The organism is Nitrospira sp. (assembly GCA_030692565.1).
Taxonomy (GTDB): Bacteria; Nitrospirota; Nitrospiria; order Nitrospirales; family Nitrospiraceae; genus Nitrospira_D.
This window is the reverse complement of record JAUYAO010000043.1, coordinates 1-25,492: the sequence shown is the minus strand read 5'-3', so window position 1 is coordinate 25,492 and position 25,492 is coordinate 1. Positions and strand designations below refer to the sequence as shown.

The following is a 25,492-nucleotide window of genomic DNA, read 5'->3' as shown; positions in this document are numbered from 1 at the left end:
ATGCACGGTCGTGCAGGCGCGCACTAAAGTTCAGAGAACGCTATTCTTTTACCGTCACGGTCATCGTGATCGGCTCAATCGGGTTGTCGGCGGCGTCGCGGGCGGCGGCGACGATCTTATCCAGAACTTCGATGCCGCGAAAGATTTCCCCGAACACGGTGTAGCGCCGGTCCAGTCCGCTGTTATCTCCCACGCAAATAAAAAACTGCGAGCCGTTGTCGTTGAAGTCGCGCGTGCTGTTGCTTTCGCGCGGCATCTTCGCCATCGAAACGGCGCCGCGTTTGTGCGGGCGATCGCTCGGCTCGGGGGTCAGAAAGTAGCCGGGGCCGCCGGTGCCGTGCGTCGTACGGTCGGGGCTCTTGCTGAAGGGGTCGCCGCCCTGGATGAGAAAGCCGGGGACGACGCGGTGGAAGGTCGTGCCGTCGAAGAAGCCCATCTTGGCCAGATTGATGAAATTCTCGACGTGGCGCGGGGCATCGTCGGGATAGAAGCGGATCTTAATCTCGCCGAACTTGGTGACGATCGTCGCGCGCGGATCCTTCTTTTGAAATTGCATAGTCATAGCCGTGCAATGTAACAGGGGCGCCGCTTTCGAGGCAAGGCCTTGGGGCAGTGCTGAGTGCTGAGCTTTGAGTGCTGAGTAGGCTCGACTCAGGACCCAGAACTCAGCACTTCTCTTGCGCGAGACCTTTTTCCGGGTCGATCCAGAGCCAGAGTATCCCGCCGAGGACGGCAACCAGCGCGGCGGTGCCGAGCGACAGGGGCCAACCCCACTGTTCGGCAATCCAGGGCGTGACGGTAGGAGAAATAGCCCCTCCGATATTGGCCCCCATGTTCATCAAGCCCGACAGACTGCCGGCGTGTGTCTTGGACAAGTCGCTGGTGGAAGACCAGTAGGCGCCGACGCTGAAGTAGAGCCAGCCCGCGCCCAGCGACAGACTGGCGATGGCGAGATAGGGCGAATCGATCCAGGCGCCGAGTCCGATCGCACAGCCGGCGAGAAGCATTCCCGCCATACCTGCCTGTCGGCGACCGGCCGTGAGTCCATGACGGATGGCCAATCGATCCGTGACCCAGCCTCCGATTGGACAAAAGATCAGAATCGCGAGGAAGGGCGCGGATGCGAAGAATCCGCCGCGCAGGATATCGAAGCCGCGCACGTTGACGAGATAGAGATAGAACCAGGACATATACACATAGGCGACATAGCCCAGGCAGCTATAACTCAGGACGAGCCACCAGACTGTCGGAGTCTGTCGCAGCGCTGCCCAGGGAATAGAAGGGGATGGAGCCTGACCGGTTGTGGCTGTGGTGCCGGTGTTTCGATTGGTGGTCCGCTTGGTAATCCATGGATGCTCGAGCGGATGATTGCGCGCGATGAACCACCAGATGACGGCGAGGCCTAAGCCGAGGACGGCCGACAGGTAGAAGGCCGTCTGCCAGCCGAAGTTCACCATGATCCAGGCGGTGATGGGCGGGGTGATGGCGGCGCCGACGCCGATGCCTCCGATCGCGATGCCGATCCCGAGCCCGCGCTCTCCCGCCGGAAGCCAGTCGGTGACGACCCGATTGAAATTCGGCAAGGCCACCGCTTCGCCGACACCCAATAGAAAACGCGCAAGCGCGAGCGCGCCCATGATGCCGAGCCATCCGGCCAGCGGCGAGGCCGGAGCCATGGCGGTCCAGGCGGTGAAGACGGACCACCAGAGCAGCGCCAGAGTCAGAATGATCCGCGCGCCCCAGCGGTCGCCGAGCCAGCCGCCGGGAATTTGAAACAGGGCATAGCCGATGACGAAGGCCGAAAAGACAAACCCCATCTGCTGATCGGTCAGGCCCAGCGCCGGCATCATATGGCGGGCCGTCACGGAAATGTTGACGCGGTCGATATAGGTGACGACGCTAATGGCAAAGAGCAGCCCGAGAATCACCCAGCGGATGCGCGTGAGAGGCGGAGAGTCATGATCAGAGGAATCGTGTGGGTGCAACGCTAAGTCGATCCAGTGGAGGCCGGCATTATAGCGAGTCGAGGGCAGGGGCTCTAGCGCAAATTCCATGTAGAGCGGTTATTGGTTGACTATGAATTGGTAGAAAACTCCTTGTTCGACGCAGGGTTGGTGGATTTAACTAGAGGCTTCCGGTAAGATCGCAATGGCAATTGTACGTATGGTGCGAGGGGGGAGAGTGTCGCGTCTTCGGCTGTTTCTGGTCATGGTCTTGGCCCTCGCGGTGGGTGTCGGTACCTTCCTGCTCTTTTCCAATACGCTGATCGGCGAAGATTACCTGAAAGAGTTCGTCTTGCAGCAGCTTGAGGAAAGCCTCGGGCGCAAGATTGAGGTGCATCGCGCCAAGTTTGTCATCTTCCCGCGCATCCGCGTTGAACTCACCCAGGTTGCGATTCACGATCCCAATTCCGATGAGGTCGTGTTTTCGGCGAAGCGGATTGATCTCGTGCTTCGTCTGCTGCCCTTGTTGCGCAAGCAGGTGGTGGGGAAGCGGCTCCTGGTTGAAGATCCGGTCCTCACGATTCACCGGAATGAAGCCGGCCACTGGAACATTCTGGATAACACCAATCAGGCGGCGACGGATCAGCGCACGTTGGACATGATGACGCGCGTCTTCATGATCCGCCAGGCCACAGTCGTGAACGGGAGCATCACGGTCATCGATGAGGGCAGGCCCGGTGGGACCAGAACGCTGAAGCTGGAGCGGGTCGAAGGCGGGATGATGATTCGTCCGGAGCGCGCCATGGCCGACGTGCATCTGTCGGTGGCGCAGACCGGCCAGGATGGTCTGTCGGCCGTGTCTCTTGTAGGGCAAATCAAACGGGTCGAGCGGTCTGATGCGTTGACGGCTGAAGAGCCTGCGGCACCGGCAGAGCCGCCGCCTGCGGCGACACCCACGTCAGTGTTTCAGTTCGAGGGGCAGGTGGATGCCGCGAATGTGGTGCTGCGAGACGTGGCGGATTTCTTCGGTCCTCGGCCGGTCCCCGAACAATTGGACGGGATGGTGAATGTGCAAGGTCAGGTGCGGATCATGCCGGGCCTTGCCGGATACGATGCGGTGTTGTCGAGCATGACGGCGCGCCTAAATCAGCTTACGTTGACCGGCAAGGCCAATCTCGCGGGATTACTCACGGCGCAGCCGACCTTTGCCGTGACGTTTAACTCGTCGCTGGTCACGCTGAAGGAATTGCTCAACATCATCCCAGCTCAATGGATCCATCCCCAGCTCCCGGCGGTGTTGGCGGAGCGGCAGATCGACGGAAAAGTTCAGGTGGTCAATGCCACACTCACCGGATCGGCGACCTCGGGGCCGCAATTGTCGGTGACGGGAGAATTCCGTGTCCAAGAGGGACAAGCCTTGCTGGGAGAGGAGCACGTGCTCACCAAAGACCTGGCCGGGGTCATTGTCGTGGAGACCGGCCGTGTGCGGGCCGCGAGTTTCACCGGCAGGTATGGCGCCATTCAGATCACTGAGGGGAAGGCGACGGTGTCTTTTCTCGAAGCCGGACCGTGGCTGGAATTAGAAATCACCGGCAGCATGGCGGCCACCGATTTGGTGCAGCTGCTTGCCAAGACGGTCAAGGCCGAGGGGTTCGTGCATCTGCTGGCCGGTCTTCGCGATGTCGAAGGGACGGCTTTGCCGACGTTTCGGTTGGTGGGGCCGCTGAACGAACCCGGGGGCGTGACCTTTGCCGGGGGAGAGATCGCGGCCCGGTACATCAGTCTCACACATCCGTCTTTGCCGGAACGTCTGACGGCGCTTCAGGGGAAGTTTGTGTTAGCCGATGGCGGAACGCGATTTGAGCAGGTGACGGGGCATCTGGGCGATACGATTCTTCAGGTCCAGGGCGGCCTGTCAGGCGGGCCGGCGAGCGTGTTTCAAGAGTTCGTCGTTCGTGCGAACGGCGATGCCGGCCATATCATGCGATTTGTTCCCGCTAAGGTGATTCCGGTCGGGATGTTTGAAGGGCTGCTCAGTGCGGCCGTGCAGCTGAGCGGTGCCACGACGGCGCCGCATGTGCGCGGCAACGTGGTGTTGACGGAATCCAAGGTGGTGGTGCCGAACGCGATCGAGAAGCCGATCGGCGCTCCGGCAATCCTTGAGTTTGAGGGCAACCTGACGCGGGCGAACATCGCGACGGTCACACGCGTTGAGCTGGTCTTGCCCTCCGTGCGGATCCCCGTGAAGGGTGCGATTCAGATCGGAGACAAGTTTTCCATTGATGCGACGCTGGCCACGGGAGAATTGTCCTTGTCCGGTCTGCCTGAGTGGATTGCGAAGGGCGGGTTCGAAGCCGGCAATGTCGAGGTGTCGCTGGATGTAAAGGGGAAAGACACCGATTGGAAAACCTGGAAGACGACGGGATGGATGGCGGTGACGAACGGCCTGGTGCTGGTCAAGGGGGCCGGGCATATCGACGATCTGTATGCCCGGGTGAAATTGGTGCGGAATGGAGCGGAGGTGAAGCGGCTGTCGTTCAAGGTGCAGGACAGTGATCTGGCGTTGGAAGCGACGGTGCGGAACTGGCCGGCCAAACCGGTGATCACCGGCAAGATCGAGTCGAATCAGCTGGACCTCGACCTCGTGATTCCTAAAGGCGAGCGCTCGCCGATGCGGGAGTTGTTGGAGACATTGGCTTCTTCCAGCCAGGTCACTATGACGGCATCGGCTGCCCGGGCGCACTATCGGCATCTCAAGTTCGGCGGGCTGACGGCGCGGATCACGATTCAAGACGGCGTGCTGGATATCGATCGGATCGGCGGAGACTCGACCAACGGCCAAGTGGCCGGCCGGGTGGTCGTGCAGCTGCCTGCCAAAGCGCCGGCCGAGACAGAGGTTTCCCTGCGGGCTACCGGAGTCTCGGTCGAGGATCTCCTGCGGCTGACTCATGCGGACATCCAGGGCGTCTCGGGCCAGGTGCGGCTGAACGGGACCATCCGTGGGCATGGGCGTAATCCTCATGGGGTCTATCCTTCGCTGAATGGGAAAACCGAGGTATTGCTGGAGAATGGACGCATCTTGAAGTCGAAAGAGCGCGCGATTTGGAAAATCTTGAGCATCCTGAACCTTCCGGCGGTGCTGCAGGGGAAAGTGGATTTGGATAAAGAGGGCTTGCCCTATAATCGCATCTCCGCCACGGTGGCGATTCAAAACGGATCGTTCCAGACGGAGAATCTGGTCGTCGACAGTCCGATCCTCAAGATTACGGCGGCGGGCAACTACGATCTGCCTACGGATCAGCTAGATATGGTGGTGGCGGTCAGTCCCTTCGGGTCCTATGCCACGTTTCTCAAGACGATTCCCTTGTTCGGACGTATCTTTGCGGGTGAGCGCAAAGGGATGACCACAGCCATTTTTTCGATCAAGGGCGCCGTGGAAGATCCCGAGGTGACGTATCTACCGATGAAATCATTTACAACGGGGTTGTCAGGCCTGGCACAATTGGCTGTCGATGTGTTGAAGAACACACTGACACTTCCGATGGATCTCATGACGCCGAATGAGGAGAAGCCTGCCGCGCCTGAGCTTGAGTTTGTGCCGGAAGGCGCACGGACGACGCCTTGACCGTCATTAGACCCCATGTTAGCATCAGCCCATTCATGCGCCGAACCACCTCAAGCCGGTCCGAACTCCCTCGTCTCACCCATCCATGAAACGAACTACGGCCGCACAACCTGACGTTGCGACGCTTTTTATCGCCGCCAGCGAACTTGATTCGAATCTCTATTATGCGACGCGGTTTGTCGCGCCGGACCCCTTCATCTATATGGAGGTGAAGGGCGAGCGGCTGCTGGTCATGAGCGATCTTGAAATGGATCGAGCCAAGTCGCAGGCGTCGGTGGATCGGGTGTTGTCATATTCCGAACTGGAAAAGAAGGCGAAGTCGAACGGGACCAAGGAACCGAGCACGGTCGATATCGTCCATGTGATCCTTCGGGAAGCCAAAGTCCGGCAGTTGCTGGTTCCCGCTAATTTCCCTTTTATCCACGCCACGCGGCTTCAAGAGCTGGGTTACAGTATGAAGCCGAAGCGCGATCCCTTCTATGAGCGGCGCGTGGTGAAGACCGCCGACGAGGTGCGATGCATCGAAGCGGCGCAGCGCGCAACGGAAGAAGCGGTGGCGGCGGCCCATGCGACACTCAAACAGGCAACCATTCGCGGCGGCGAGCTGTGGCTGGACGGGGAGGTACTGACCTCCGAACGCATTAAGAAGCTGATCAACGTGAAGTTGATGGAGCGTGATTGCGTGGCACAGCATACCATTGTGGCCGGCGGCGAACAGGCCTGCGATCCGCACCATGAAGGCACGGGCCCATTGCCTGCGAACCGCAGCATTATTTTCGATGTGTTCCCTCGATCCGCCAATAGCCGGTATTTTGCCGACATGTCCCGCACGGTGATCCGTGGTGCCGCCAGTCCTGAACTCAAGCGGTTGTATCAGACCGTGAAGGATGCGCAGGAAGAAGCCATCACGAAGGTGAAGGACGGCGCCGACGGCATGAAGATTCATCAAGGGATCTGCGACCGATTTGAAAAGGCCGGGTATAAGACGGGGCTGGTCGACGGCCGGATGCAGGGCTATTTTCACGGGACCGGCCATGGCGTGGGGTTGGATATTCATGAAGCGCCCCGGATCAGCCGGACCGGCTCGCTCTTGCAGGAAGGCCATGTCGTGACCGTCGAGCCGGGGCTCTATTATCCCGGATTGGGCGCGGTGCGGATCGAAGATATGGTGCTGGTCACGAGCGACGGTTGCCGCAATTTGACCGATTTCCCGAAGGTCTTCGAGCTGGGCTGAGCTGCTGTCACGCGTGATCAGAAACGGGTGACGAGTCAGTTGAGTCGGTAGATCCGGGCCTCCCTTCTAAACGCGTCACGCGGCACCCATCACTGGTCACGGGTTTCTGATGCGCCTTACGATCACTCTCCAACGATTCAATCCCGAACAGGATGCGAAGCCGCACGATGAACAGGTGCGCCTGGATGTGCGGCGCGGCGCAACCGTGCTCGACCTGCTGATCCGGGTCAAAAACGAGCTCGACGGCAGTCTGGCCTTACGGTATTCCTGCCGGTCGGCGATTTGCGGATCGTGTGCCATGACGATCAATGGCGGCGAGAAACTCGCTTGCCGCACGTCGGTCCGGAAGGAACTGGAACGGCACGGGCAGCTACGTATCGCTCCCCTACAGCACCTTCCGGTCATCAAAGATCTCGTCGTCGATATGCGTCCGTTCTGGGGCAAGATTCGCGACATTACGCCCTGGTTGTCGACGTCGATGGCCGTGCCAGCCGACCGCGCCGCCGCGCACGATCCGGGTTCAACGGGACCCGGTTATCACAATGTCGATGCCTGCATCATGTGCGGCGCCTGTGTGGGAGCCTGCACCGTGCATGCCGTGTCGCCCGGGTTTGCCGGACCGGCGGCGCTCGCCAAAGTCGATCGATTTCTGTCGGATCCGCGTGAGCCGGAGAAGCTGAAAGGGGCGCGGCTTGCCGTCCTGCAAGAGCCGAACGGGATGTGGGATTGCACGCGGTGCAATTACTGCGTGGAAGTCTGCCCGAAAGATGTGAAGCCGATGGAGGCGATCATCCGGCTGCGACGGGCTGCGCTCGACCGGGGATTGGCGTCAACGGGTGGCGCGCGCCACATCACCGCATTTGTCTCGATCATTGAACAGCAGGGGCGGCTGAACGAAGCGATCATGCCGCTTAAAGTTGTTGGCTTCGATCTGTCCCGCTTTCTCAGGATTCTTCCTCTCGGCGTCAGGATGTTCTTCAAAGGGAAGGTGCCCAATCCATTGGCGCACCGGATTCCAGGATTGGCGCAAGTGCGAGGGATCTTTCAGCGGGCTCGCCGTCCGACGGCGTGATAACGATCATCGATGCCGGCTTCCTTCCAATTTCTTGAGGACGTGGCCCTGGCGGATCTGGCCTTCGATGCCGAGGGCGATTCCGTTCAGGAGGTCTTTGAAGCTGCCTCAAACGCGGTGATGGAGGCGATGGCCGATCCCGCGACGGTCGGTGCGACCTGGGAGCGCCGCATCGAACATGCGGAGAGCGATCTCGCCGAGCTGCTGTTCGATTGGCTCTCCGATTTCGTCTATTGGAAGGATGCGGCGGGCGTTGTGTTCAGTCGCACTTCGATATCGCTGACCCGTGAAGGCGGCCAATGGAAGCTCGATGGGACGCTGGTCGGCGAGCCGGTGAATCAGGCCACGCAAGTGTTGCGCAACGATGTGAAGGGCGTGACGAAACATTTGTATCGGCTGCATCAAGAGAACGGTCGGTGGCGCGTGAGAGTGGTCCTCGACGTATGATGGGGTGGAGTCTGTGACCGGTGACACGTGACGAGCGCCAGGAGAAGGGAAACGACACCAGGTCCATGATGAAGTTAAATACTGCGATGAAGGTGAATCGGATTACGGACGAGGTGTGGGAGATCCCCGTTACGGAGAAATCCGGCATGCTGGTGCCGGCCCGCATCTATGGAACCGAGTCCATTCTCCGGGCCATGGATACCGGTGTGTTCGAACAGGTGACGAACGTGGCCTGCCTCCCCGGCATCCGCCGCTATGCGCTCTGCATGCCCGACGGCCATTGGGGCTATGGGTTTCCGATCGGCGGCGTGGCCGCGTTCGATGTGCGGTCGGGCATTATTTCTCCCGGCGGGGTGGGATACGACGTCAACTGCGGGATGCGGTTGATTCGGACGGACCTTACGCTGGCGGAGGTGCAGCCTAAACTCGAGCAGCTGATGACCGAACTCTTTCGACGCGTCCCGGCAGGTGTCGGGGCGAGCGGCTTTGTGTCGATGGATCGGGTGTCCTTCGATCGAGTGATGACCAAAGGAGCTCGATGGTGTATCGAGCAAGGCTATGGATGGCATCGCGACTTGGAGCGGATGGAGCAGGGCGGATGTCTGCCAGGCGCCGATCCCGACAAAGTCAGCGACCACGCGGTGACGCGGGGAATGAACCAACTGGGGACGCTGGGCTCGGGCAATCATTACCTTGAAGTGCAAGTGGTGTCGAACGACCGGATCTTCGACCGGGAGACGGCGGCCGCCTTCGGCATTACCGGGCAGGACCAGATTGTCATCATGGTGCATTGCGGGTCGCGCGGCTTCGGCCATCAGGTGGCCAGCGACTATCTCAAAGTCTTCGAGAAGGCCATGCGGCGATACGGAATTACGGTGAAGGATCAGCAGTTGGCTTGCGCGCCGTTTCTCTCCGAGGAAGGCCAGGACTATTTCGCCGCAATGAACTGCGCCGCCAATACGGCGTTTGCCAACCGGCAAGTCATCACGCATCAGATTCGCGAGGCCTTTGCCGCGGTTTTCGGCCGGTCGGGAGAAGAGCTGGGTATGGAGCTGGTCTATGATGTGGCGCACAACATCGCCAAGGTCGAGCGGTACCCCGAGGGCGAGTTGGTCGTGCACCGAAAAGGGGCGACGCGTGCGCTTGGCCCGGGCAGTCCTGACTTGCCGGCCTGCTACCGATCGATCGGCCAGCCGGTGATCTGCGGCGGCTCGATGGAAACCGGTTCCTATCTGCTGGTGGGCACGACGAGGGCTTCGGAAGAGACGTTCGGTTCGACCATGCATGGCTCCGGACGCACGATGTCGAGGACGCAGGCCAAGAAATCGATTCGCGGCGAGCAGCTCCAGCAGCAGATGAAGCAGCGGGGGATTCTCGTGAAGGCGGTGTCGATGTCCGGGCTCGCGGAAGAGGCCGGATTCGCCTACAAAAACATATCGGAGGTAGTGGAGTCGGTTGAGCGTGCGGGAATTACAAAAAAGGTAGCGGAACTCCGACCTATTGGCAATATTAAGGGGTAGACACCTTCAGGCTTTCAGGCTATGAGGTCTCCCCGTGGAACATCGGCAACATCCTCGCTTTCCTGTCCAGTTTCGCAGCTCTTTCAGCTCCGCCAACATTGTTTCCGGTGACGGCAACCTGACCGATCTCTCCATCCGAGGCTGCTGTGTGTTCAGCGCAACCGCGGTGAAGCCCGGTACCACGTTGCAGCTGCGTGTTAACGTATCGGACGATCAGCCACCGATTCAGGTCACGCAAGCGGTAGTCCGGTGGTGCCGTGATCGCAGCTTCGGGTTGGAGTTTGCCAGTTTGACGCCGGATGAATGGGCGCGACTCCAACATGTGGTCAAAGAGCTCGAGCTGGAGCCCTATCAGCGTGCCGGTTCATCGGAGGAGGCCGTCTGAGGTCGTCCTTCCTCAGCGCGTGCCTCGAGGGTAACTTTCCTGTCGGCCCTTCGTAAGTCCAACTATCTGAGGAGGTACTCTCCGATGCTTCGTGCACTCATGGTCAGTCTCTTGGCGACGGTTCTCATCGGGGGCCTGCTCTATTACACGCTCAAACGGTCTGACGTGGCGCAAGGGCAGCAGCGGGAGGCGCAGATCAGTCAGGCCGCGCAGCAGGAAGCGCTGATGGTAAGCCGAGCCTTTTCATCCATCAGTGCGGCAGCGCTGGTTGTGGATGTGGCCAAAGTGCAGGAGGCGCTGGTCGGGGCCTGGCGGACCAGCGGTCTTGCCGATGCGATGGTGATCGATAACGGCAATCGGGTATTTGCCGCGTCCAATGCCGGCTATGTAGGGCAGCAGATTCAGGATGCGAACTGGGCGGCCATCCGTGCGCAGAATCGGGAGGTCCTGATTCGAGACGAGCCGGCGCCGGGTCAGGAGCGTCTTACCGTAATTGAACCGATCCAGGACAAGGGATCTACGATTGCGTGGGGCAGGCTCACCTTTGTGCGGGCGAGACAACAGGATGCCGTGCGCAGTCCGCAAGAGCGGCTTGAACAGGTCGGCCGAATTATGGTCCCGGTGTTTGTGTTCCTGGTTGCGGCCATCGGTCTCGCGATGCGGTTCGCGACGTCGCGTATGCAGCAGCGGATCCAGTCCGTGGTGGCCGCGGCTATGACCGCCCAGCCGTCGTCACAGAATGGCGAGAGGTCGTTCAGGGATGGTTTGGTTAGGCCTGATGGCGATAGCCGTAAAGCAGCGTAATGTTGATGCGCCGGCTGAGGTAGTCGTCGCGGAAGGTTACATCATCGGTTTCGTGAAAGAGGTCGGAGTTAAAGACCAGCGCACGGTTGGCACGATAGGGCACCCGGATCGTCCGGGCGCCGGCTTGTGCGAGCCATTCGAGAATCTTCGGTTTGTTCTGCTCGCTGTTATAGGCCGCGAAGTTCCAATCCGCCGGCGCTTCTTTGCTGTACACCACGAGCCCGCCTTTCTCAGGATCCAGGTTCGCCTCATCCGGTGTAATCCAAAAGTTCACATTGACGGCTGCGGCGTCGGCATGGATGGAGAGGCCGCGCCTGGCGCTATCCTGCTTGAAGGCCCAGGCCTGCGTCAGTCGATGATCTTTGAAGATGCCGGGAAGCGCGCGACGGAGTTCTTCGGCAATTTGCAAGAGGAGCGGCGTGGCGAATCCATCGCCGAGAAACGCCCCGAGGTAGCCGTTCTCGTAGTCCTTTTTCCAGATTGTGGATTCCAAGCAAAAGGTGCGTAGGGCTGCCAGGGCCTCCGGCTTGAGCAGTTGATCGATGAATGTGACTTCCGGCAGCTGTCCCAGGTAGCGCGCTTCGATCGCCCGGACATCGAGCTGCGGATTCAAGGCGCCATTCACCAGCCGTTCGCAGGGGGCGCGATAGAGGAATCGATTGAAGGAGGGCGCAATCGCCGCGAGCGCAGCCGGATCGACGGGACATCGGTTGCGTGTCGGGAAGGCCGCGGCCAGCGTAATTTCCAATCGCTCCAGCGCATCGATATAACTCCGGTGCGAGGCATCGAGGCGGCCCCGCTCGATGAGCAGTCGGGTTTGTTCGGCGTCATGCTTCAGCCGCGACCGGAAGAGCGTGGTCTCTTGAATCGGACCGTTGTGATCGTGCTTCGCCTTAGCCACTTGGGAGAAGCGGGCCATGGCGCCGGCATGGTCGCCGTTCCACATCGCCGCGATTCCCAGGTTGTAGAGTGTCTTCGATGAATCCGGCACGATGGTCAAGGCCTGCTGGAATGAGGCGAGGGCGTCATCGATTGCGCCGGTTTCCATCAGCGCCAGGCCGAGGTTGTTCCAGGCTTCGAAGTGCGCGGGTTTCAGCCGGATGGCTTCGCGATAGGAGGCGATCGCATCCCGGAGGGCATTCTGTTCTTTGAGTGCGACGCCGAGGTTGTTGTGGGTGTCGGCGTGGGCCGGGTTCAGGGTCAGGGCTTTGCGATAGGTTTCGACTGCGGCGTCAAGGCGCTGCAGGTCTTTCAGGACGTTGCCGAGATTGATGAGGGCGTCGACGTATTTGGGATTGAGGGTGATGGCCCGCTCATAGGCACGGATGGCCTCTTCGGATTTTCCCGCACGCTGGGTGACGACGCCCAGGTTGAACCAGTACAACGGGGAAGTGGGTGTGCCCTCGATGGCGCGGGTGATGAGCTCGATGGCTTGCTCGTAGCTGCCGACGCGATACGCTAACAGTCCCAAGAGGTGCAGCGCTTCGGGGTGGCCGGGCGCCCTATTCAGCGCCAGCTGATAGTTTCGTTCGGCCTCAGCCAGCTGGCCTGCCTGGTGATGGCGTTTCCCTTGGTCGAGCAGCGTGTGAACGGCGAAACTATCGGACGTGGAGCCGGTCTTGGCTTGACGCGATTCCTGTCGGCGGCGGTTCGATCGATTCATCGGCGGTTCCTGGCAGCATCGACGGGAGTGTTGATCGTCAGGAGCAGCCTATACGAAAAATACGCGCGGGGTCAAAGGGCGGGAACGGGGTCAGGCGCACGGGGGCGCTGTCCCCGGAGGCGTGCTTTCCCAGGGGGAAAGAGGTATTCTGCCGCAGCAGGAGCCGATCGGTCTCGCCACGAACGGGTGTGGGTTCGTACGAAAGCCATCAATGCCGCGAAACGACCAGGCCATTCGCCAACTGATCGTCCTTAGCAAGCTGGAGTCGTCCCGGCAGGGACTCACACTGGAACAGCTTGCCGAAGGGCTCGATTCCTCAGGGACCCGCCACCCGCGCACCGTGCGCCGGGATCTGGAAGCGATCGAATCAGCCGGATGGCCGCTGGTAACGGAGCGGATCGACGGCCGCACGCGCTGGAAATTGTTCGACGGGACGCGGCATGCCCCGGCGCTGCGGTTCTCGCCCACTGAACTCATGGCCCTCACCCTCAGCCGCCGGCTCATTGCCCCGCTCGCAGGCACCGCGCTGCATGCCTCCTTGCAGTCGGCGCTCGGCAAAGCCTCCGCCGCGCTGCCGCCGGACGGGCTCACTCTGGTTCAGCAACTCGAAGACACCTTCTCGGTCGGGCTCGGCCCGCACAAACGGTACAAACAGCACCGCGAGACCGTCGAGCGCATCACCGGCGCCATCGCGAATAAGAAGCGCCTTCAGATGCGCTACGACTCCGCCGCGCGGGGGCGCGTCACGCGACGCGAAGTCGACCCCTACCGGCTCTGGTTTGTCTCCGGCGGCCTGTATCTCATCGGCTATTGCCATGTCCGCAAAGAGCCGCGCATGTTTGCCGTCGAGCGCATCAAGTCCGTCACGCCTACCGACCGGCCCTATCAAATTCCACTGCATTTCGATTTTGAATCCTTCGTCGAAGACTCGCTCACCGTCATGCGCGGGCGGCGCATCGAGGCAGAGCTGGAGTTCGACAAGCCGACCGCCGCCTGGGTGAAAGACCGTGTATGGCATCCGAGCCAGCGGCTCACCCGCCTGAGCCGGGGGCGGCTGCGGATGGCCTTGTCCATCGCGGAGACGCGGGAACTGGTCGGGTGGGTGCTGAGCTTCGGGAGTGGAGCGAAGGTGATCAGCCCGGATTCGCTGCGGAACGCAGTCAAGAAAGAAGCCTCAAAGATTGCAGCACTCCAGTGACCCCGGATGTCACGTGATGGCAGAGTGCTCTTCCGCCTGTTTTCGCCTAACCCCCTAAATAGCCAGGGTTTCAGTCTGCTCGATATTCTGTGTCAGGTGTGACCCGCCCTGTCACAGTCATCTCGTAAGATGCGGTCATCTCAATTTACCCTGGAGGTGATCGCATGAACGACAGACAGAACGGGCAGCAGGCTGCGGGTCCTCAACCGCTCTACATCACGCTCATTCTCGACGAAAGCGGCTCGATGCAATCGTGCAAAGGCGCCGCCCTCGCCGGGTTCAATCACTACCTCGTCACACTCAGGCGGGAGCCGGCCGAGACGCGCTTCACCCTCACCCTCTTCAATGCCGGAAAAACAGAAGTGCGGTACCGGGCGGTGCCGGTGTCAGCCGTCAACGATCTGGATGTAGAAACCTATCGCCCTCAGGCCGGGACGCCGCTCTACGATGCCATCGGGCGCACGCTTTCTCTGGCAACGCAGGAAGCGCCGGTCGAGGCCAGGAGACTCTGCGTCATCCTGACCGACGGGCGGGAGAATGCTTCGCAGGAATACAGCCGGAAGCAGGTGTTCGATCTCATCAAGCACTATGAGAAACAGGGTTGGGCCTTTCTCTACCTCGGCGCCGACCACGATATCTGGGCCGCCGGTGGCGATCTCGGCATTGCGGGAGACAGCCGCATTTCCTTCTGCCGCCGGACGGTCGATCACACGTTCGATCAATTAAGCCAGGCGACTGCGAACTACCGCCGTGGTGACGGGCAGCCAGCGGCCGATGCGTTCATGCCCAAAGAGACGCCACCCTCGCCGACACCATTGTCCGGCGATCAGGAACCGCCTTCGTGGCTGAAGTGACCGGGAGAAAGGAGACCGCCATGAAGACTATCGGCTTGCTGATTCTCGTTCTGCTCTGGAGTCCATTCTCGCTCCAGGCTGAAGACCTCGGCAATCTCAGCGCGAATCCCTTTGATGCCGATTCAACGGCCAACCCTTTCGGTAAAGGCAGCCAGTTTGCGCCAAACGGGATCAACAATCCCTTCAGCCCTTACGGCAGTCCGTTCAGCAACCGCTCGGCGACCAATCCCTTTGCGACCGAGGCTCCGAAACTCTATGATCAGCAGGGGAATTACCGCGGCAAGCTGAGCGCCAATCCGTTCGATGCAGACTCGACCAGCAACCAGTTCGGCCGCTACGGCTCGCCCTTTTCATCCGACTCGCTGAACAACCAATTTGGCGCAGGGAATCCGTTCAGGTCCGACTCGCCGAACAATCCCTATGGGAAGGGATGGAGGATTGAAGGGGAGGAATGAGGCGACAGTGCGTGACCTGGGGCGGGTCATGGCCCTAGTAGATCTACCTGGAAAAGGCTCAGTTCGTGACAGAATGCGAAGGGCCTATTCCCCAAAAGGCGGGGTGATTTATTTTCAATAAAAAGGTAGCCTCAGCCCCTGATCGTTTGGAATACAGTAGATGAGCGAGCTGCGCAGGGAGATAGAGGTTGAAAATTTACAGAAGTAAGTGGGGGAAGACTCGTTGAGCCACGATAGCTGATTCGACCGACAAACTTTACGATGCAGAATCATTTGTTTCAATACTGGGGCAAAGCCGACGAGAAATACGTCGGCGCAACAAGTTGGCATCCGCTGGCGTATCACTGCCTGGATGTGGCGGCGTGCGGGCATGTGCTGCTGAATGCGCAGCCCGCATGGTTAGCGAGTTTGGGGCGGTTGTCGGGAATTTCTTTGGATGAGTTGCCTGATTGGGTAGCGTTTCTCTTGACTCTTCACGATTCAGGCAAGTTCGGCGATGGTTTCCAAAGTTTGCGGCCCGATTTGTGGCAGACCCTTCAGGGCCGGACTGAGGACGCCAGACCTGGGGAACGTCACGACACCCTCGGCTATGAACTACTGATGGAGTTCTTGCCTCAATGGCTGAATCACCCAGAGCTAGCTCGACGTGGTGGGCAACAGATGCGACCCTGGCTGGCGGCTGTGACCGGTCACCACGGGAAACCACCGAAAAATCTCTCCACCGGGGATTCTGTAAGGCTGCTGCGGGATCACTTTCCCGCTCAAGTGCTGGAGGATACCCGACAGTTTGTTCTCGAAGCGACGGAGTTGTTGATGCCCGATGGGCATCCATTGCCCGTACACCAGGACGGGCAGTCTGAACGCTATCGGCAATCCTCTTGGCTGCTTTCAGGACTTGCGGTGACGGCGGACTGGCTAGGTTCTAACACTCTCTGGTTTCCCTATCAAAAACCAGAAGTCGGACTTCCAAAATACTGGCGGGACACGGCACTCCCCCAGGCACACCGAGCCGTTGCTGAGAGCGGACTTACACCAAACATCCCCATCTTCTCGGGATTCGAAAACCTGTTCCCGAGCATCAAGACTCCCTCGCCCTTACAAGCCTGGGCCGAGACCGTCCATATCACGAACAGCCCTCAACTCTTCGTGCTAGAGGAGCTCACAGGCTCCGGCAAGACTGAGGCCGCGCTCACGTTAGCCGCCCGCCTCATGGCAGAGGGCCAGGGGCGGGGTGTCTATCTGGCGTTGCCTACCATGGCGACGGCGGATGCCATGTTCGACCGGGTCCGCCGGGATGATGTTTGGCGGCGATTCTTCGCCGGTGGAGAAGCGCAGCTTGCCTTGGCTCATTCAGCGGATCGACTGAAACTTCGCCTGGAAGAAGCTAATCGACAGGATGCTGGCTATGGTCCTGGAGAAGAGGAATCAGCCTCAAGAAATTGCACAGCCTGGCTCGCAGATAGCCGCAAGAAAGCACTGTTGGCGGATTTTGGCGTGGGTACTTTGGATCAGGCGCTACTCGCAGTGCTGCCTGCACGACATCAGTCGCTGCGGTTGTTGGGACTGGCCAACAAGGTGTTGGTGGTGGATGAGGTTCATGCCTGCGACTCCTATATGGGTGAGCTGCTGGTTAGTCTGTTGCGTTTTCATGCTGCTCTGGGTGGGTCGGTCATTTTGCTTTCAGCAACCCTTCCACTGTCCCAACGCGCCCGCTATATCAAAGTTTTCGCCGAGGGTGCGGACATGGCGGTGGCGTGCCCGATGGAAGTTGGTTATCCACTAGCAAGCCATTTTTCCACCAATGGGCTTGTCGAACAGCCGCTTGAAACTCGCGCGGAATCTGCCCGTCATGTTGTCGTGCATGCGCTGCATGAAGAAAGGGAAGTCCAGGAACGCTTGCAAAACTCGCTTGCGCAAGGCCGTTGCGTTGTGTGGATACGCAATAGCGTGGCGGATGCAGTAGAAACCTGGAAAGCCTGGAATGCCTCTTATCCAGAATATCCGGCGACGCTCTTTCATGCTCGCTTTGCCTTAGTTGATCGCCTGCGTATTGGTAAGGAAAAGATTGAGGTTGTCTTCGGCCCCGACAGCACACCCGTCGCCAGACGCGGAAAGCTGGTTATCGCGACTCAGGTCATCGAGCAATCGCTGGATGTGGACTTCGACGACATGGTGACCGACCTCGCTCCGATTGATCTGGTGGTCCAGCGCGCCGGGCGGTTGCAACGTCACAAACGAGATGCCGACGGTAACCGGCTGCAAGATACCAACATTGTCGATGGACGCGGGGACGCACGGATGGCTGTGCTTATGCCCATGCCCGTAGAAGATGCAGCCAAGCGCTGGATGATTGATTTACTTCCGAGGGGAGGGATGGTTTATCCCGATCACGGAAAACTTTGGCTGACCGCTCGCTGGCTTTTCCAAAACGGCGGGTTCGATTTGCCACGGCAAGCGAGAGACATGATAGAGGCCGTATATGATGAGGCAGCTTTCGACAGCTTGCCTGAGGGACTCAAAGAAATAGCGCTGAGAGCCGAGGGTGCTAGCCGCGCCGACCAAGGGGTGGCGCGTGGTAACCTGCTCGCTTTTGACGAAGGCTACAACCCCACCAGCCTGCAATGGCAGGACGAAGGCGAAGCTCCCACCCGTCTTGGTGAAAAAACAGTACGTGTACGATTGGCTCGCCTGCTGGATGGTGTTCTTCGACCCTGGGCACAAACTACGACCGGCATGGAATGGGCACTATCCGAACTTACCGTCCCCTATCGTCTGATTGCCAAGGAAAGTGAGCGCATGGCAGCAGCATTAGCGGCAGCTAGATTCACCATGCCCGATGAAGGTCGTTATGTCGTCATCATCGCGTTAAATAAAGACGGCGAGACATGGCGCGGCTATGCCAAAAGTATGCGCAACGAGGAAGTCTGTGTCGCATATTCATCTGTCATGGGACTCACCGTCGAAAAAGGAGTGAAAGATGAATCTGATCAATGAACCCTGGATACCTATCCGGCGGGTAGACGGGACATGCGAAAAGGTCGAAGCCTGGCGCATCACCGATTTCACTGAGGGCAAGAGCCCCATCGTCGCCATCGCCTCGCCGCGCCCTGATTTTGACGGCGCGCTCATCCAGTTTGTGATCGGACTGCTGCAAACCACGTGCACGCCAAGCGAAAGTAAATGGTGGGACTGGCGAGAAAGTCCACCAACACCGGAGACTTTGCGGGAGCGATTTGTGACGGTGCTTGAAGCCTTTGAGTTGGAAGGTGCAAGAGCCTTCATGCAGGACTTCTCGCCTTCTGAGTTAAGTAACAGGCTGAACATTGCAGCACTCTTGATCGAGGCCCCAGGTGAGCAAACCTTGAAAGAAAACAAGGATCACTTCATCAAACGCGGGCGAGTGGAACAGCTTTGTTCGCACTGCGCAGCAACTGCCCTATTTACCCTCCAGACTAACGCACCCTCTGGCGGCCAAGGACATCGCACCGGTCTGCGTGGCGGAGGGCCGTTATGCACGCTGGTGCTCGGCGGAACGCTTTGGGAAACTTGCTGGCGAAATATTCTCACAAAAGCCCGTTATCTTGCGACCGCCGATCTTAACAAGTCTGGTGACGCAGATCGCTTTCCTTGGCTAGCTGGCACGCGCACAAGCGAAGCGGATCCACCGGCAGGGATGACGGGGCTGGTCGATGTTCACCCTGACCAGCAATTCTGGGCCATGCCAAGGCGTATCCGTCTGCAGTTCGATAAACTCGAAAAAATATCATTCTGCGATCTTTGTGGGGCAAAGATCATCTGTGCATGCCGTCATTTTGTCACCAAAAATTATGGTGTGAGCTACAAAGGATTTGAGCATCCCTTGAGTCCGCATTATGTCAAAGACGGTATTGCTAGCCCGGTGCATCCACAACCAGGTGGCATCGGTTATCGGCATTGGCTTGGCCTAGTGGAAAATAGCACAGACGGCAACGTGGAGCGCCGACCTGCCAGGGCAATCGAGCAGTTTCGATCTTTAGCACGGGAAGATGCGCGGCTATGGGCGTTCGGGTTCGATATGGACAACATGAAGGCGCGTTGTTGGTATGACGCTACCATGCCTATCTTTGTTGTGCCAATGGAGATAGAGGTGAGCTTCAAGGGACAGGTGGAATGCCTGGTTCGTGGCGCTAGTTGGGTCGCCCAGATACTGAGATGGCGAGTCAAGGATGTCTTGCTTGGCAAAGAGAATACACGTGGCGATCTGTCCTTCATTCAGAACCATTTCTGGGGTGCTACAGAAGCTGGTTTTTACGAACACGTCCGACGTTTGCGGGACAACTTATCTATGCCTCTTGGGGAGTTAAGCGTGCTGGAAAGCTGGCTCGCAGATCTCCGTATGGCAGCGTTCTCTGTGTTTGACCACTATGCTCAAGCCGGGGATTTCGATGCTGTTGATCCCCGACGGATGGCGGTGGCCCGTAATGACCTAAAGAAGACGCTTGCTGGCAAGAAACTACGCCAACTACTCGGTCTGCCTCAACCCGTCCATAAAAAAACGGCCTAATTTTATAAGGAGATGTTCATGAGCGACAAAACCAGACCGGACAACCCCTTTCCTCAGGGCAAACCCGACCATCCATCGTTCGCTGTTCTTAAGACCTGGTGGCAGTCTCTGGAGACTGATCGTGGTGAACGTGCCGCGCTGCGCCGAGCGGCCAGCCTCACCGAGGTGATGCTGAGTCCGGCCTTTCACCGCCTGCTCAATTCGTTACGTCGGGCAGGTTGCGGCGTGGCGGACTACCGTTATCCGAAGCTCGCTGCCATTGCCGGATTGGCGGCGCGCGTCAAGACGGAAACATCTGAGACGCTTGCTACCCGCATGGGTAGTCCTAAAAGCGGAAGCGACAAGGCCGCCATGTCTGACTTGCGGGTTCGCCGTGTGCTCGCCTGTGACGACGTAGAGGAGTTGTATACCCTGTTGCGACGGGCACTTGCCTTACTGGGCGACCAAGCGAACTTGGCAGACCTTGCGGCGACACTTTGGCACTGGTCACCGATGGACGAAAAACGTTCGAACGATCCACGCCGCCGACTGGCATACGACTATTACGCTGTCGCACCACTTTGACCAGAAGCTTTAACAATGGAGATGGAGGAAACCATGACCACATTTCTGCAACTGCACATGCTCACAAGCTACCCGCCCGCCTGCCTTAATCGCGATGACCTCAACCGCCCAAAGACCGCCATTATGGGAGGGGTGCCGAGACTCCGTGTATCGTCTCAGAGTTTGAAGCGGGCATGGCGGACATCGGAGCAGTTTGAGGCTGCCCTAAAAGGTCACATGGGTACGCGTACCAAGCTGATGGGTGTTCAAATTTATAATCGCATGGTCAAAGCTGGTCTTAAAGAGAAGGATGCCAAGGAATGGGCCCAAGAAATTGCTGGAAAGTTTGGTGCCCTTAAATCTAAGAAAGATGGCAAACCGTTCAATGATCTTGAAATCGAACAGCTTGCTCATTTCAGTCCTGAGGAAGAAGCAGCCATTAATGCTTTGGCGGACAAACTGGCCGCCGACAAACGTAAAATGACAGAAGAAGAGCTGAATCTACTTCGCAAAGAGCACACGGCCGCGGATATTGCTTTATTCGGGCGCATGCTCGCCAGCAGTCCTGGGTATAACACAGAGGCCGCGTGCCAGGTTGCCCACGCCATCACTGTTCATCGCGCTGCTGTGGAGGACGACTACTTTACCGCCGTGGACGACCTCAATACCCACGAGGAGGATGCCGGTTCGGCGCATATCGGTGAGCAGGGCTTTGGGGCTGGACTGTTTTATAGCTATGTGTGTCTCGACTGCGATCTGTTGAGCGAAAACTTAGGCGGTAATGTCGAGTTAGCAAAAAAGGCAATCAAGGCGTTGGTTGAAGCCGCCGCCACTGTCCCCCCAACCGGCAAGCAGAACAGCTTTGCCTCGCGGGCATGGGCACCCTATGTGCTGGCTGAGAGAGGCAGTCGTCAGCCTCGTGGGCTTTCGTTGGCATTTATGAAGCCGGTCAACGAATACGGTGAAGGCATGATTGGCAATGCTGTGACAGCACTTGCTTCGATGCGCATGAACCTGGACAAGGTGTATTACCAAGATAACTCATTGCCGAGTAAGAGCATCAATGCGTTGACTGGCATAGGCGACTTCCAGGAGTTACTTAACTTCGCCGCCGGAACCGGAGGTGCGTAATGCGTGACTACCTCGTGTTTCAGCTCTACGGACCGTTGGTCGCGTGGGGCGACATTACGGTAGGAGAGACACGCCCATCGGCGATGACACCGACTAAGTCCGCCGTACTAGGAATAGTGGCGGCAGCCTTGGGTTTGCGTCGCCCCGATACTGCCCGCACGGAAATGGAACGTGATGAATGGGAGTCATGCCATATCTCCTTGGCTAAGGGCTATGGCATGGCAGTAAAAATGGAGACGCTGGGTTTGCCATTGTCCGACTATCACACGGTTCAGGTACCTTCGTCCGGTTCCGGAAGGAATCGCAAGGTCTTCTCCACTCGGCGGGACGAACTGACCCATGGGGACAAATTTGACCTCAACACGATCCTTTCCCGCCGCGAGTATCGCCAAGATGCTTTCCATGCTGTCGCCTTATGGGCACGAACCACTGCGCCTCACACCCTTCATGAGTTGCGTCGCGCACTACTGGAACCCTGCTTCATGCTGTATCTTGGTCGAAAATCTTGCCCGCTGGCGCTGCCGCTACAACCGGAGGTGAAGAGTGCAGCATCGGTGGAAGATGCGGTGGCGAGTATACAGATTGAAGGTATTTTAGCGCGAGTGGCAGAAGCGGGTGGTGATGCCGGATGGACTAAACCTCTTATGCGTTTCCAGCCCTGCGCGCCCTTGTTGTTGTGGGATAGTGACGCTGAGACTCGCTTGTCGCCAGAGCAAACCGTCATCCGACGCGATGCGCTGCTCTCACGCCGTCGTTGGCAGTTCACGGTGCGTGACGAACACCAAGCCCATCTCGGACAAGGAGGGCAGCCATGAATGGCGAACCCCATTGGCTCTCCCGTGTCACGCCTAGGCCCGACGTTACTTATTCCCAGCTTGTTGATTTAGGCGCGCTCGATCCGTATGGACAGCATCAGGCATTGTGGAAGTTATTCGACGTGGCGAAGAAAGACCGCACAGATCGAGCTGAATTTCTGTTCCGCACTGAGAGCAAAAACCGCTTGCCAGCGTTTTACCTTTTATCCAAGCGCCAGCCTCTCGACCATGCGGGGCTGTGGGATATTGAGTCCAAGCCATATCAGCCTGACATCCAAGTCGGCAATCGCCTAGCTTTCAAATTGCGGGTGAATCCTGTTGTGACACGCGCAGGGGAAGCAGGCAGTCGCAGCAAGCGTCATGATGTAGTGATGGATGCCAAACGCCAGATGAATTGGAAACATCTGCCAGAAGATCAACGCCCAACACTGGCTTACCTAGCGCAGAAAGCCGGTGAGACTTGGCTGCAGGCGCGCGCGGAACGGTTAGGGTGCAAGTTTGATGATGCCGCCGTGCGTGCGGACGGTTATCTCACCTGGCGGAAACATAGTGCCAAGAGCATTGAGCTCTCCATGCTGGATTTAGAAGGTTGCCTGACCATAGTTGACCCCGCACGGTTCACTGATGCGTTACTCAAAGGCGTCGGTCCTGCCAAAGGTTTTGGCTGCGGATTGTTACTGGTCCGGCGTGTGTGACTTAGATGATGTTGGAGTCTTTGTATGGCCGACATTCTGCCTCCGCTGAAACCCATCCCGATTAAGGAGCGGCTGTCCGTGCTTTACATTGAGTATGGCCATCTTGACGTGTTGGACGGCGCTTTTGTGGTCGTGGATAAAAACGGTGTACGAACGCACATCCCTGTGGGGGGTGTCGTGTGTTTGATGCTGGAGCCGGGCACGCGGGTGTCTCACGCGGCTTGTGCTTTGGCGGCCAGGGTCGGAACGCTGTTGGTGTGGATTGGGGAGGCGGGTGTGCGGTTGTATTCGGCTGGACAGCCAGGTGGCGCGCGAGCCGACCGACTTCTCTATCAGGCGAAGCTAGCGCTGGATGATGAATTGCGGTTGAAAGTCGTGCGCAAGATGTATGCGCTCCGGTTTGGCGAAGAGCCTCCCCAGCGTCGCTCGGTTGAGCAATTGCGAGGCATTGAAGGCGCACGGGTTCGCGAGACCTATAAGCGCATGGCGGCGCAGTATGGGTTGCAATGGAAAGCTCGTAACTACGACGTAGACGATTGGGATCAAGGAGACCTCCCTAATCGCTGTCTGTCCGCTGCCACGGCCTGCTTATATGGGATTACGGAAGCCGCAGTATTGGCTGCAGGGTATGCGCCGGCTATCGGCTTCATCCATACCGGCAAGCCGCTGTCGTTTGTCTATGACGTGGCGGATATCTACAAGTTCGAAACCGTCGTGCCCTTGGCATTTCGTATTGCTGCCAAGAATCCTGTGAATGCAGAACAACAGGTTCGTTTAGCCTGTCGTGACAGTTTCCGCGAGACCAAACTTTTGGAACGCATCATTCCTGGCATAGAGGAGATGTTGGCGGCGGGAGAAATTCCACGGCCTGCGCCGTTCGAAGAGCAGGTGTCTCCAGCTATTCCCAATCAGGAGAATCTCGGCGATGCTGGTCATCGTGCTTGAAAATGCGCCACCTCGACTTCGTGGGCGGCTCGCAGTCTGGCTATTGGAGATCCGGGCCGGCGTCTATGTCGGTAACTATTCGGTAAAGGTACGGGATCATATTTGGAGCCAGGTTGAAGCGGGGATCGGAGAAGGAAATGCTGTCATGGCCTGGCGCACGAATAATGAAGCGGGATTTGATTTCGTCACGCTGGGATCAAACCGTCGAATTCCTGTAGTAATCGATGGAGCAAAGTTAGTCAGTTTTCTCCCTGAAAGCGACGCAAATAATCAAAAAGCCCAGCCGTCGTAATGGGCGGCAGGTCTCAAAATTAGTTGGTAGGTTTTACTGGCAATGGATTTGCCTGGTAGATCAATGTGATGAAAGAAGTGTGTTCCCCGCGCGAGTGGGGATGAACCGGGTGGCAAGGAATGGCCGGGGAAGAAGTTGGTGGTGTTCCCCGCGCGAGTGGGGATGAACCGGCCACAATGATAATGATTGCGAATGACAAAATGTGTTCCCCGCGCGAGTGGGGATGAACCGTTTGTCTATGGTGACTATAAGGATTTGAAGGGGTGTTCCCCGCGCGAGTGGGGATGAACCGGCCTATGCGATGCCGGTAACGGAGGAGGGGGTGTGTTCCCCGCGCGAGTGGGGATGAACCGGATTATTTTACCTATGATAATCATCAAATGGGGTGTTCCCCGCGCGAGTGGGGATGAACCGACAAGGGGGGAGCTATGTCGCAGAATTCGTTAGTGTTCCCCGCGCGAGTGGGGATGAACCGGTGTATAACCTCGCCGCCATGATGCTGCTCAGGTGTTCCCCGCGCGAGTGGGGATGAACCGTCCATCAAATAATTCATTCTGGAGTGTGCGCAGTGTTCCCCGCGCGAGTGGGGATGAACCGATCAGTCCTCTTTCTTCATAATGCCACGAGTGGTGTTCCCCGCGCGAGTGGGGATGAACCGGAAGTCGAAGGCTCGTCATAGATCCTGACTGCCTGGCGTGTTCCCCGCGCGAGTGGGGATGAACCGCCTTGAAGAGCTTACCCAAGGCCGGAGCCGTCGTGTTCCCCGCGCGAGTGGGGATGAACCGTTGCCGTATATGCAGTTCTACCCGGCGGACTAGTGTTCCCCGCGCGAGTGGGGATGAACCGGCGAAGGCGCTGCTGGCGCGGCTTGAGAAGTTGTGTTCCCCGCGCGAGTGGGGATGAACCGAAACTACAGGCCGATGAACGCCGGGGCGATCTGTGTTCCCCGCGCGAGTGGGGATGAACCGAGCGGGCGGAGATCCCGCTGATGCCGTAAGAGGTGTTCCCCGCGCGAGTGGGGATGAACCGTTATATTCTGTTCGCAGGACAGAACTGTGTGAGTGTTCCCCGCGCGAGTGGGGATGAACCGTAGTGGAACACCCAGCCATTGCCCTGACCGGTGTGTTCCCCGCGCGAGTGGGGTTGAACCGCCCTGGTGCGGTTGGTTCGTGGTGTTCACGAAGTGTTCCCCGCGCGAGTGGGGATGAACCGGCCGAGAAGAACGGGATTGTGCCGGTCTTAAAGTGTTCCCCGCGCGAGTGGGGATGAACCGTTGAACTGAGCAACGCGAGGCGTCTCTGGTACGTGTTCCCCGCGCGAGTGGGGAT

General features: G+C 58.7%; 21 protein-coding genes and 1 CRISPR repeat array. Of the genes, 18 read left to right on the top strand and 3 right to left on the bottom strand.

The features are described 5' to 3' along the window. Positions 1-40 precede the first annotated feature (40 nt). Both Q8N04_11170 and Q8N04_11165 read right to left on the bottom strand, forming a co-directional pair. Positions 41-556 carry a peptidylprolyl isomerase gene (locus tag Q8N04_11170; GenBank protein MDP3091233.1) on the bottom strand — a complete coding sequence of 172 codons (516 nt, stop codon included), beginning with the start codon at positions 554-556 and terminating at the stop codon, positions 41-43. Positions 557-665: 109 nt separating this feature from the next. Further along, complete coding sequence (locus Q8N04_11165; protein ID MDP3091232.1) at positions 666-2,054, bottom strand: MFS transporter; 1,389 nt, start codon at positions 2,052-2,054, stop codon at positions 666-668. Positions 2,055-2,181: 127 nt separating this feature from the next. On the opposite strand from Q8N04_11165, the gene Q8N04_11160 reads away from it, so the two are divergent. From Q8N04_11160 to Q8N04_11130, 7 genes are all read left to right on the top strand, one after another. After that, positions 2,182-5,568 carry an AsmA-like C-terminal domain-containing protein gene (locus Q8N04_11160; protein ID MDP3091231.1) on the top strand — a complete coding sequence of 1,129 codons (3,387 nt, stop codon included), beginning with the start codon at positions 2,182-2,184 and terminating at the stop codon, positions 5,566-5,568. Positions 5,569-5,653: 85 nt separating this feature from the next. Then, positions 5,654-6,802 carry a Xaa-Pro peptidase family protein gene (locus Q8N04_11155; protein MDP3091230.1) on the top strand — a complete coding sequence of 383 codons (1,149 nt, stop codon included), beginning with the start codon at positions 5,654-5,656 and terminating at the stop codon, positions 6,800-6,802. Positions 6,803-6,911: 109 nt separating this feature from the next. After that, positions 6,912-7,874: a 2Fe-2S iron-sulfur cluster-binding protein gene (locus tag Q8N04_11150; GenBank protein MDP3091229.1), complete on the top strand. Its 963-nt coding sequence runs from the start codon at positions 6,912-6,914 to the stop codon at positions 7,872-7,874. A gap of 12 nt (positions 7,875-7,886) precedes the next feature. After that, entirely contained in the window at positions 7,887-8,321 is a 435-nt protein-coding gene (locus Q8N04_11145) for an archease (protein MDP3091228.1), read from the top strand. A gap of 65 nt (positions 8,322-8,386) precedes the next feature. After that, positions 8,387-9,841, top strand: coding sequence for an RtcB family protein (locus Q8N04_11140; GenBank protein MDP3091227.1), 1,455 nt, complete (start codon positions 8,387-8,389; stop codon positions 9,839-9,841). Positions 9,842-9,875: 34 nt separating this feature from the next. Beyond that, positions 9,876-10,226: a PilZ domain-containing protein gene (locus Q8N04_11135; protein MDP3091226.1), complete on the top strand. Its 351-nt coding sequence runs from the start codon at positions 9,876-9,878 to the stop codon at positions 10,224-10,226. Between the two features lie 84 nt (positions 10,227-10,310). Further along, complete coding sequence (locus Q8N04_11130) at positions 10,311-11,030, top strand: hypothetical protein (protein ID MDP3091225.1); 720 nt, start codon at positions 10,311-10,313, stop codon at positions 11,028-11,030. On the opposite strand, the gene Q8N04_11125 is transcribed toward Q8N04_11130, so the two are convergent. Next, positions 10,996-12,693 carry a tetratricopeptide repeat protein gene (locus Q8N04_11125; GenBank protein ID MDP3091224.1) on the bottom strand — a complete coding sequence of 566 codons (1,698 nt, stop codon included), beginning with the start codon at positions 12,691-12,693 and terminating at the stop codon, positions 10,996-10,998. The two genes, Q8N04_11130 and Q8N04_11125, sit on opposite strands and share 35 nt — an antisense overlap. A 211-nt stretch (positions 12,694-12,904) precedes the next feature. Between Q8N04_11125 and Q8N04_11120 the strand changes: the two genes are divergently transcribed. From Q8N04_11120 to cas2e, 11 genes are all read left to right on the top strand, one after another. Continuing rightward, positions 12,905-13,891 (top strand): WYL domain-containing protein, encoded by a 987-nt coding sequence (locus Q8N04_11120; GenBank protein ID MDP3091223.1) that lies wholly within the window; start codon positions 12,905-12,907, stop codon positions 13,889-13,891. Positions 13,892-14,055: 164 nt separating this feature from the next. Next, on the top strand, positions 14,056-14,745 hold the full coding sequence (locus Q8N04_11115) for a vWA domain-containing protein (protein ID MDP3091222.1): 690 nt from the start codon (positions 14,056-14,058) through the stop codon (positions 14,743-14,745). A 20-nt stretch (positions 14,746-14,765) separates the two neighbouring features. Next, entirely contained in the window at positions 14,766-15,200 is a 435-nt protein-coding gene (locus Q8N04_11110) for a hypothetical protein (GenBank protein MDP3091221.1), read from the top strand. A gap of 261 nt (positions 15,201-15,461) precedes the next feature. Then, positions 15,462-18,194, top strand: a complete 2,733-nt coding sequence (cas3, locus tag Q8N04_11105) for a CRISPR-associated helicase Cas3' (protein ID MDP3091220.1) — start codon at positions 15,462-15,464, stop codon at positions 18,192-18,194. Further along, entirely contained in the window at positions 18,178-19,743 is a 1,566-nt protein-coding gene (gene casA / locus Q8N04_11100; GenBank protein MDP3091219.1) for a type I-E CRISPR-associated protein Cse1/CasA, read from the top strand. The genes cas3 and casA overlap by 17 nt, the downstream gene beginning before the upstream one ends. Positions 19,744-19,761: 18 nt before the next feature. Next, the gene (casB, locus tag Q8N04_11095) at positions 19,762-20,307 is read left to right on the top strand and encodes a type I-E CRISPR-associated protein Cse2/CasB (protein MDP3091218.1); all 546 of its coding nucleotides are present in this window, start codon (positions 19,762-19,764) and stop codon (positions 20,305-20,307) included. A 33-nt stretch (positions 20,308-20,340) separates the two neighbouring features. Beyond that, entirely contained in the window at positions 20,341-21,417 is a 1,077-nt protein-coding gene (gene cas7e / locus Q8N04_11090) for a type I-E CRISPR-associated protein Cas7/Cse4/CasC (protein ID MDP3091217.1), read from the top strand. Beyond that, positions 21,417-22,232 carry a type I-E CRISPR-associated protein Cas5/CasD gene (gene cas5e / locus Q8N04_11085; protein MDP3091216.1) on the top strand — a complete coding sequence of 272 codons (816 nt, stop codon included), beginning with the start codon at positions 21,417-21,419 and terminating at the stop codon, positions 22,230-22,232. The genes cas7e and cas5e overlap by 1 nt, the downstream gene beginning before the upstream one ends. Next, positions 22,229-22,927, top strand: coding sequence for a type I-E CRISPR-associated protein Cas6/Cse3/CasE (gene cas6e, locus Q8N04_11080; protein MDP3091215.1), 699 nt, complete (start codon positions 22,229-22,231; stop codon positions 22,925-22,927). Before cas5e ends, cas6e begins: the two co-directional genes overlap by 4 nt. A 24-nt stretch (positions 22,928-22,951) precedes the next feature. Then, positions 22,952-23,872 carry a type I-E CRISPR-associated endonuclease Cas1e gene (gene cas1e, locus Q8N04_11075; protein MDP3091214.1) on the top strand — a complete coding sequence of 307 codons (921 nt, stop codon included), beginning with the start codon at positions 22,952-22,954 and terminating at the stop codon, positions 23,870-23,872. After that, the gene (gene cas2e, locus Q8N04_11070) at positions 23,853-24,164 is read left to right on the top strand and encodes a type I-E CRISPR-associated endoribonuclease Cas2e (GenBank protein ID MDP3091213.1); all 312 of its coding nucleotides are present in this window, start codon (positions 23,853-23,855) and stop codon (positions 24,162-24,164) included. The genes cas1e and cas2e overlap by 20 nt, the downstream gene beginning before the upstream one ends. A 79-nt stretch (positions 24,165-24,243) precedes the next feature. After that, positions 24,244-25,492: a CRISPR direct-repeat array (repeat unit 23 nt; unit sequence GTGTTCCCCGCGCGAGTGGGGAT).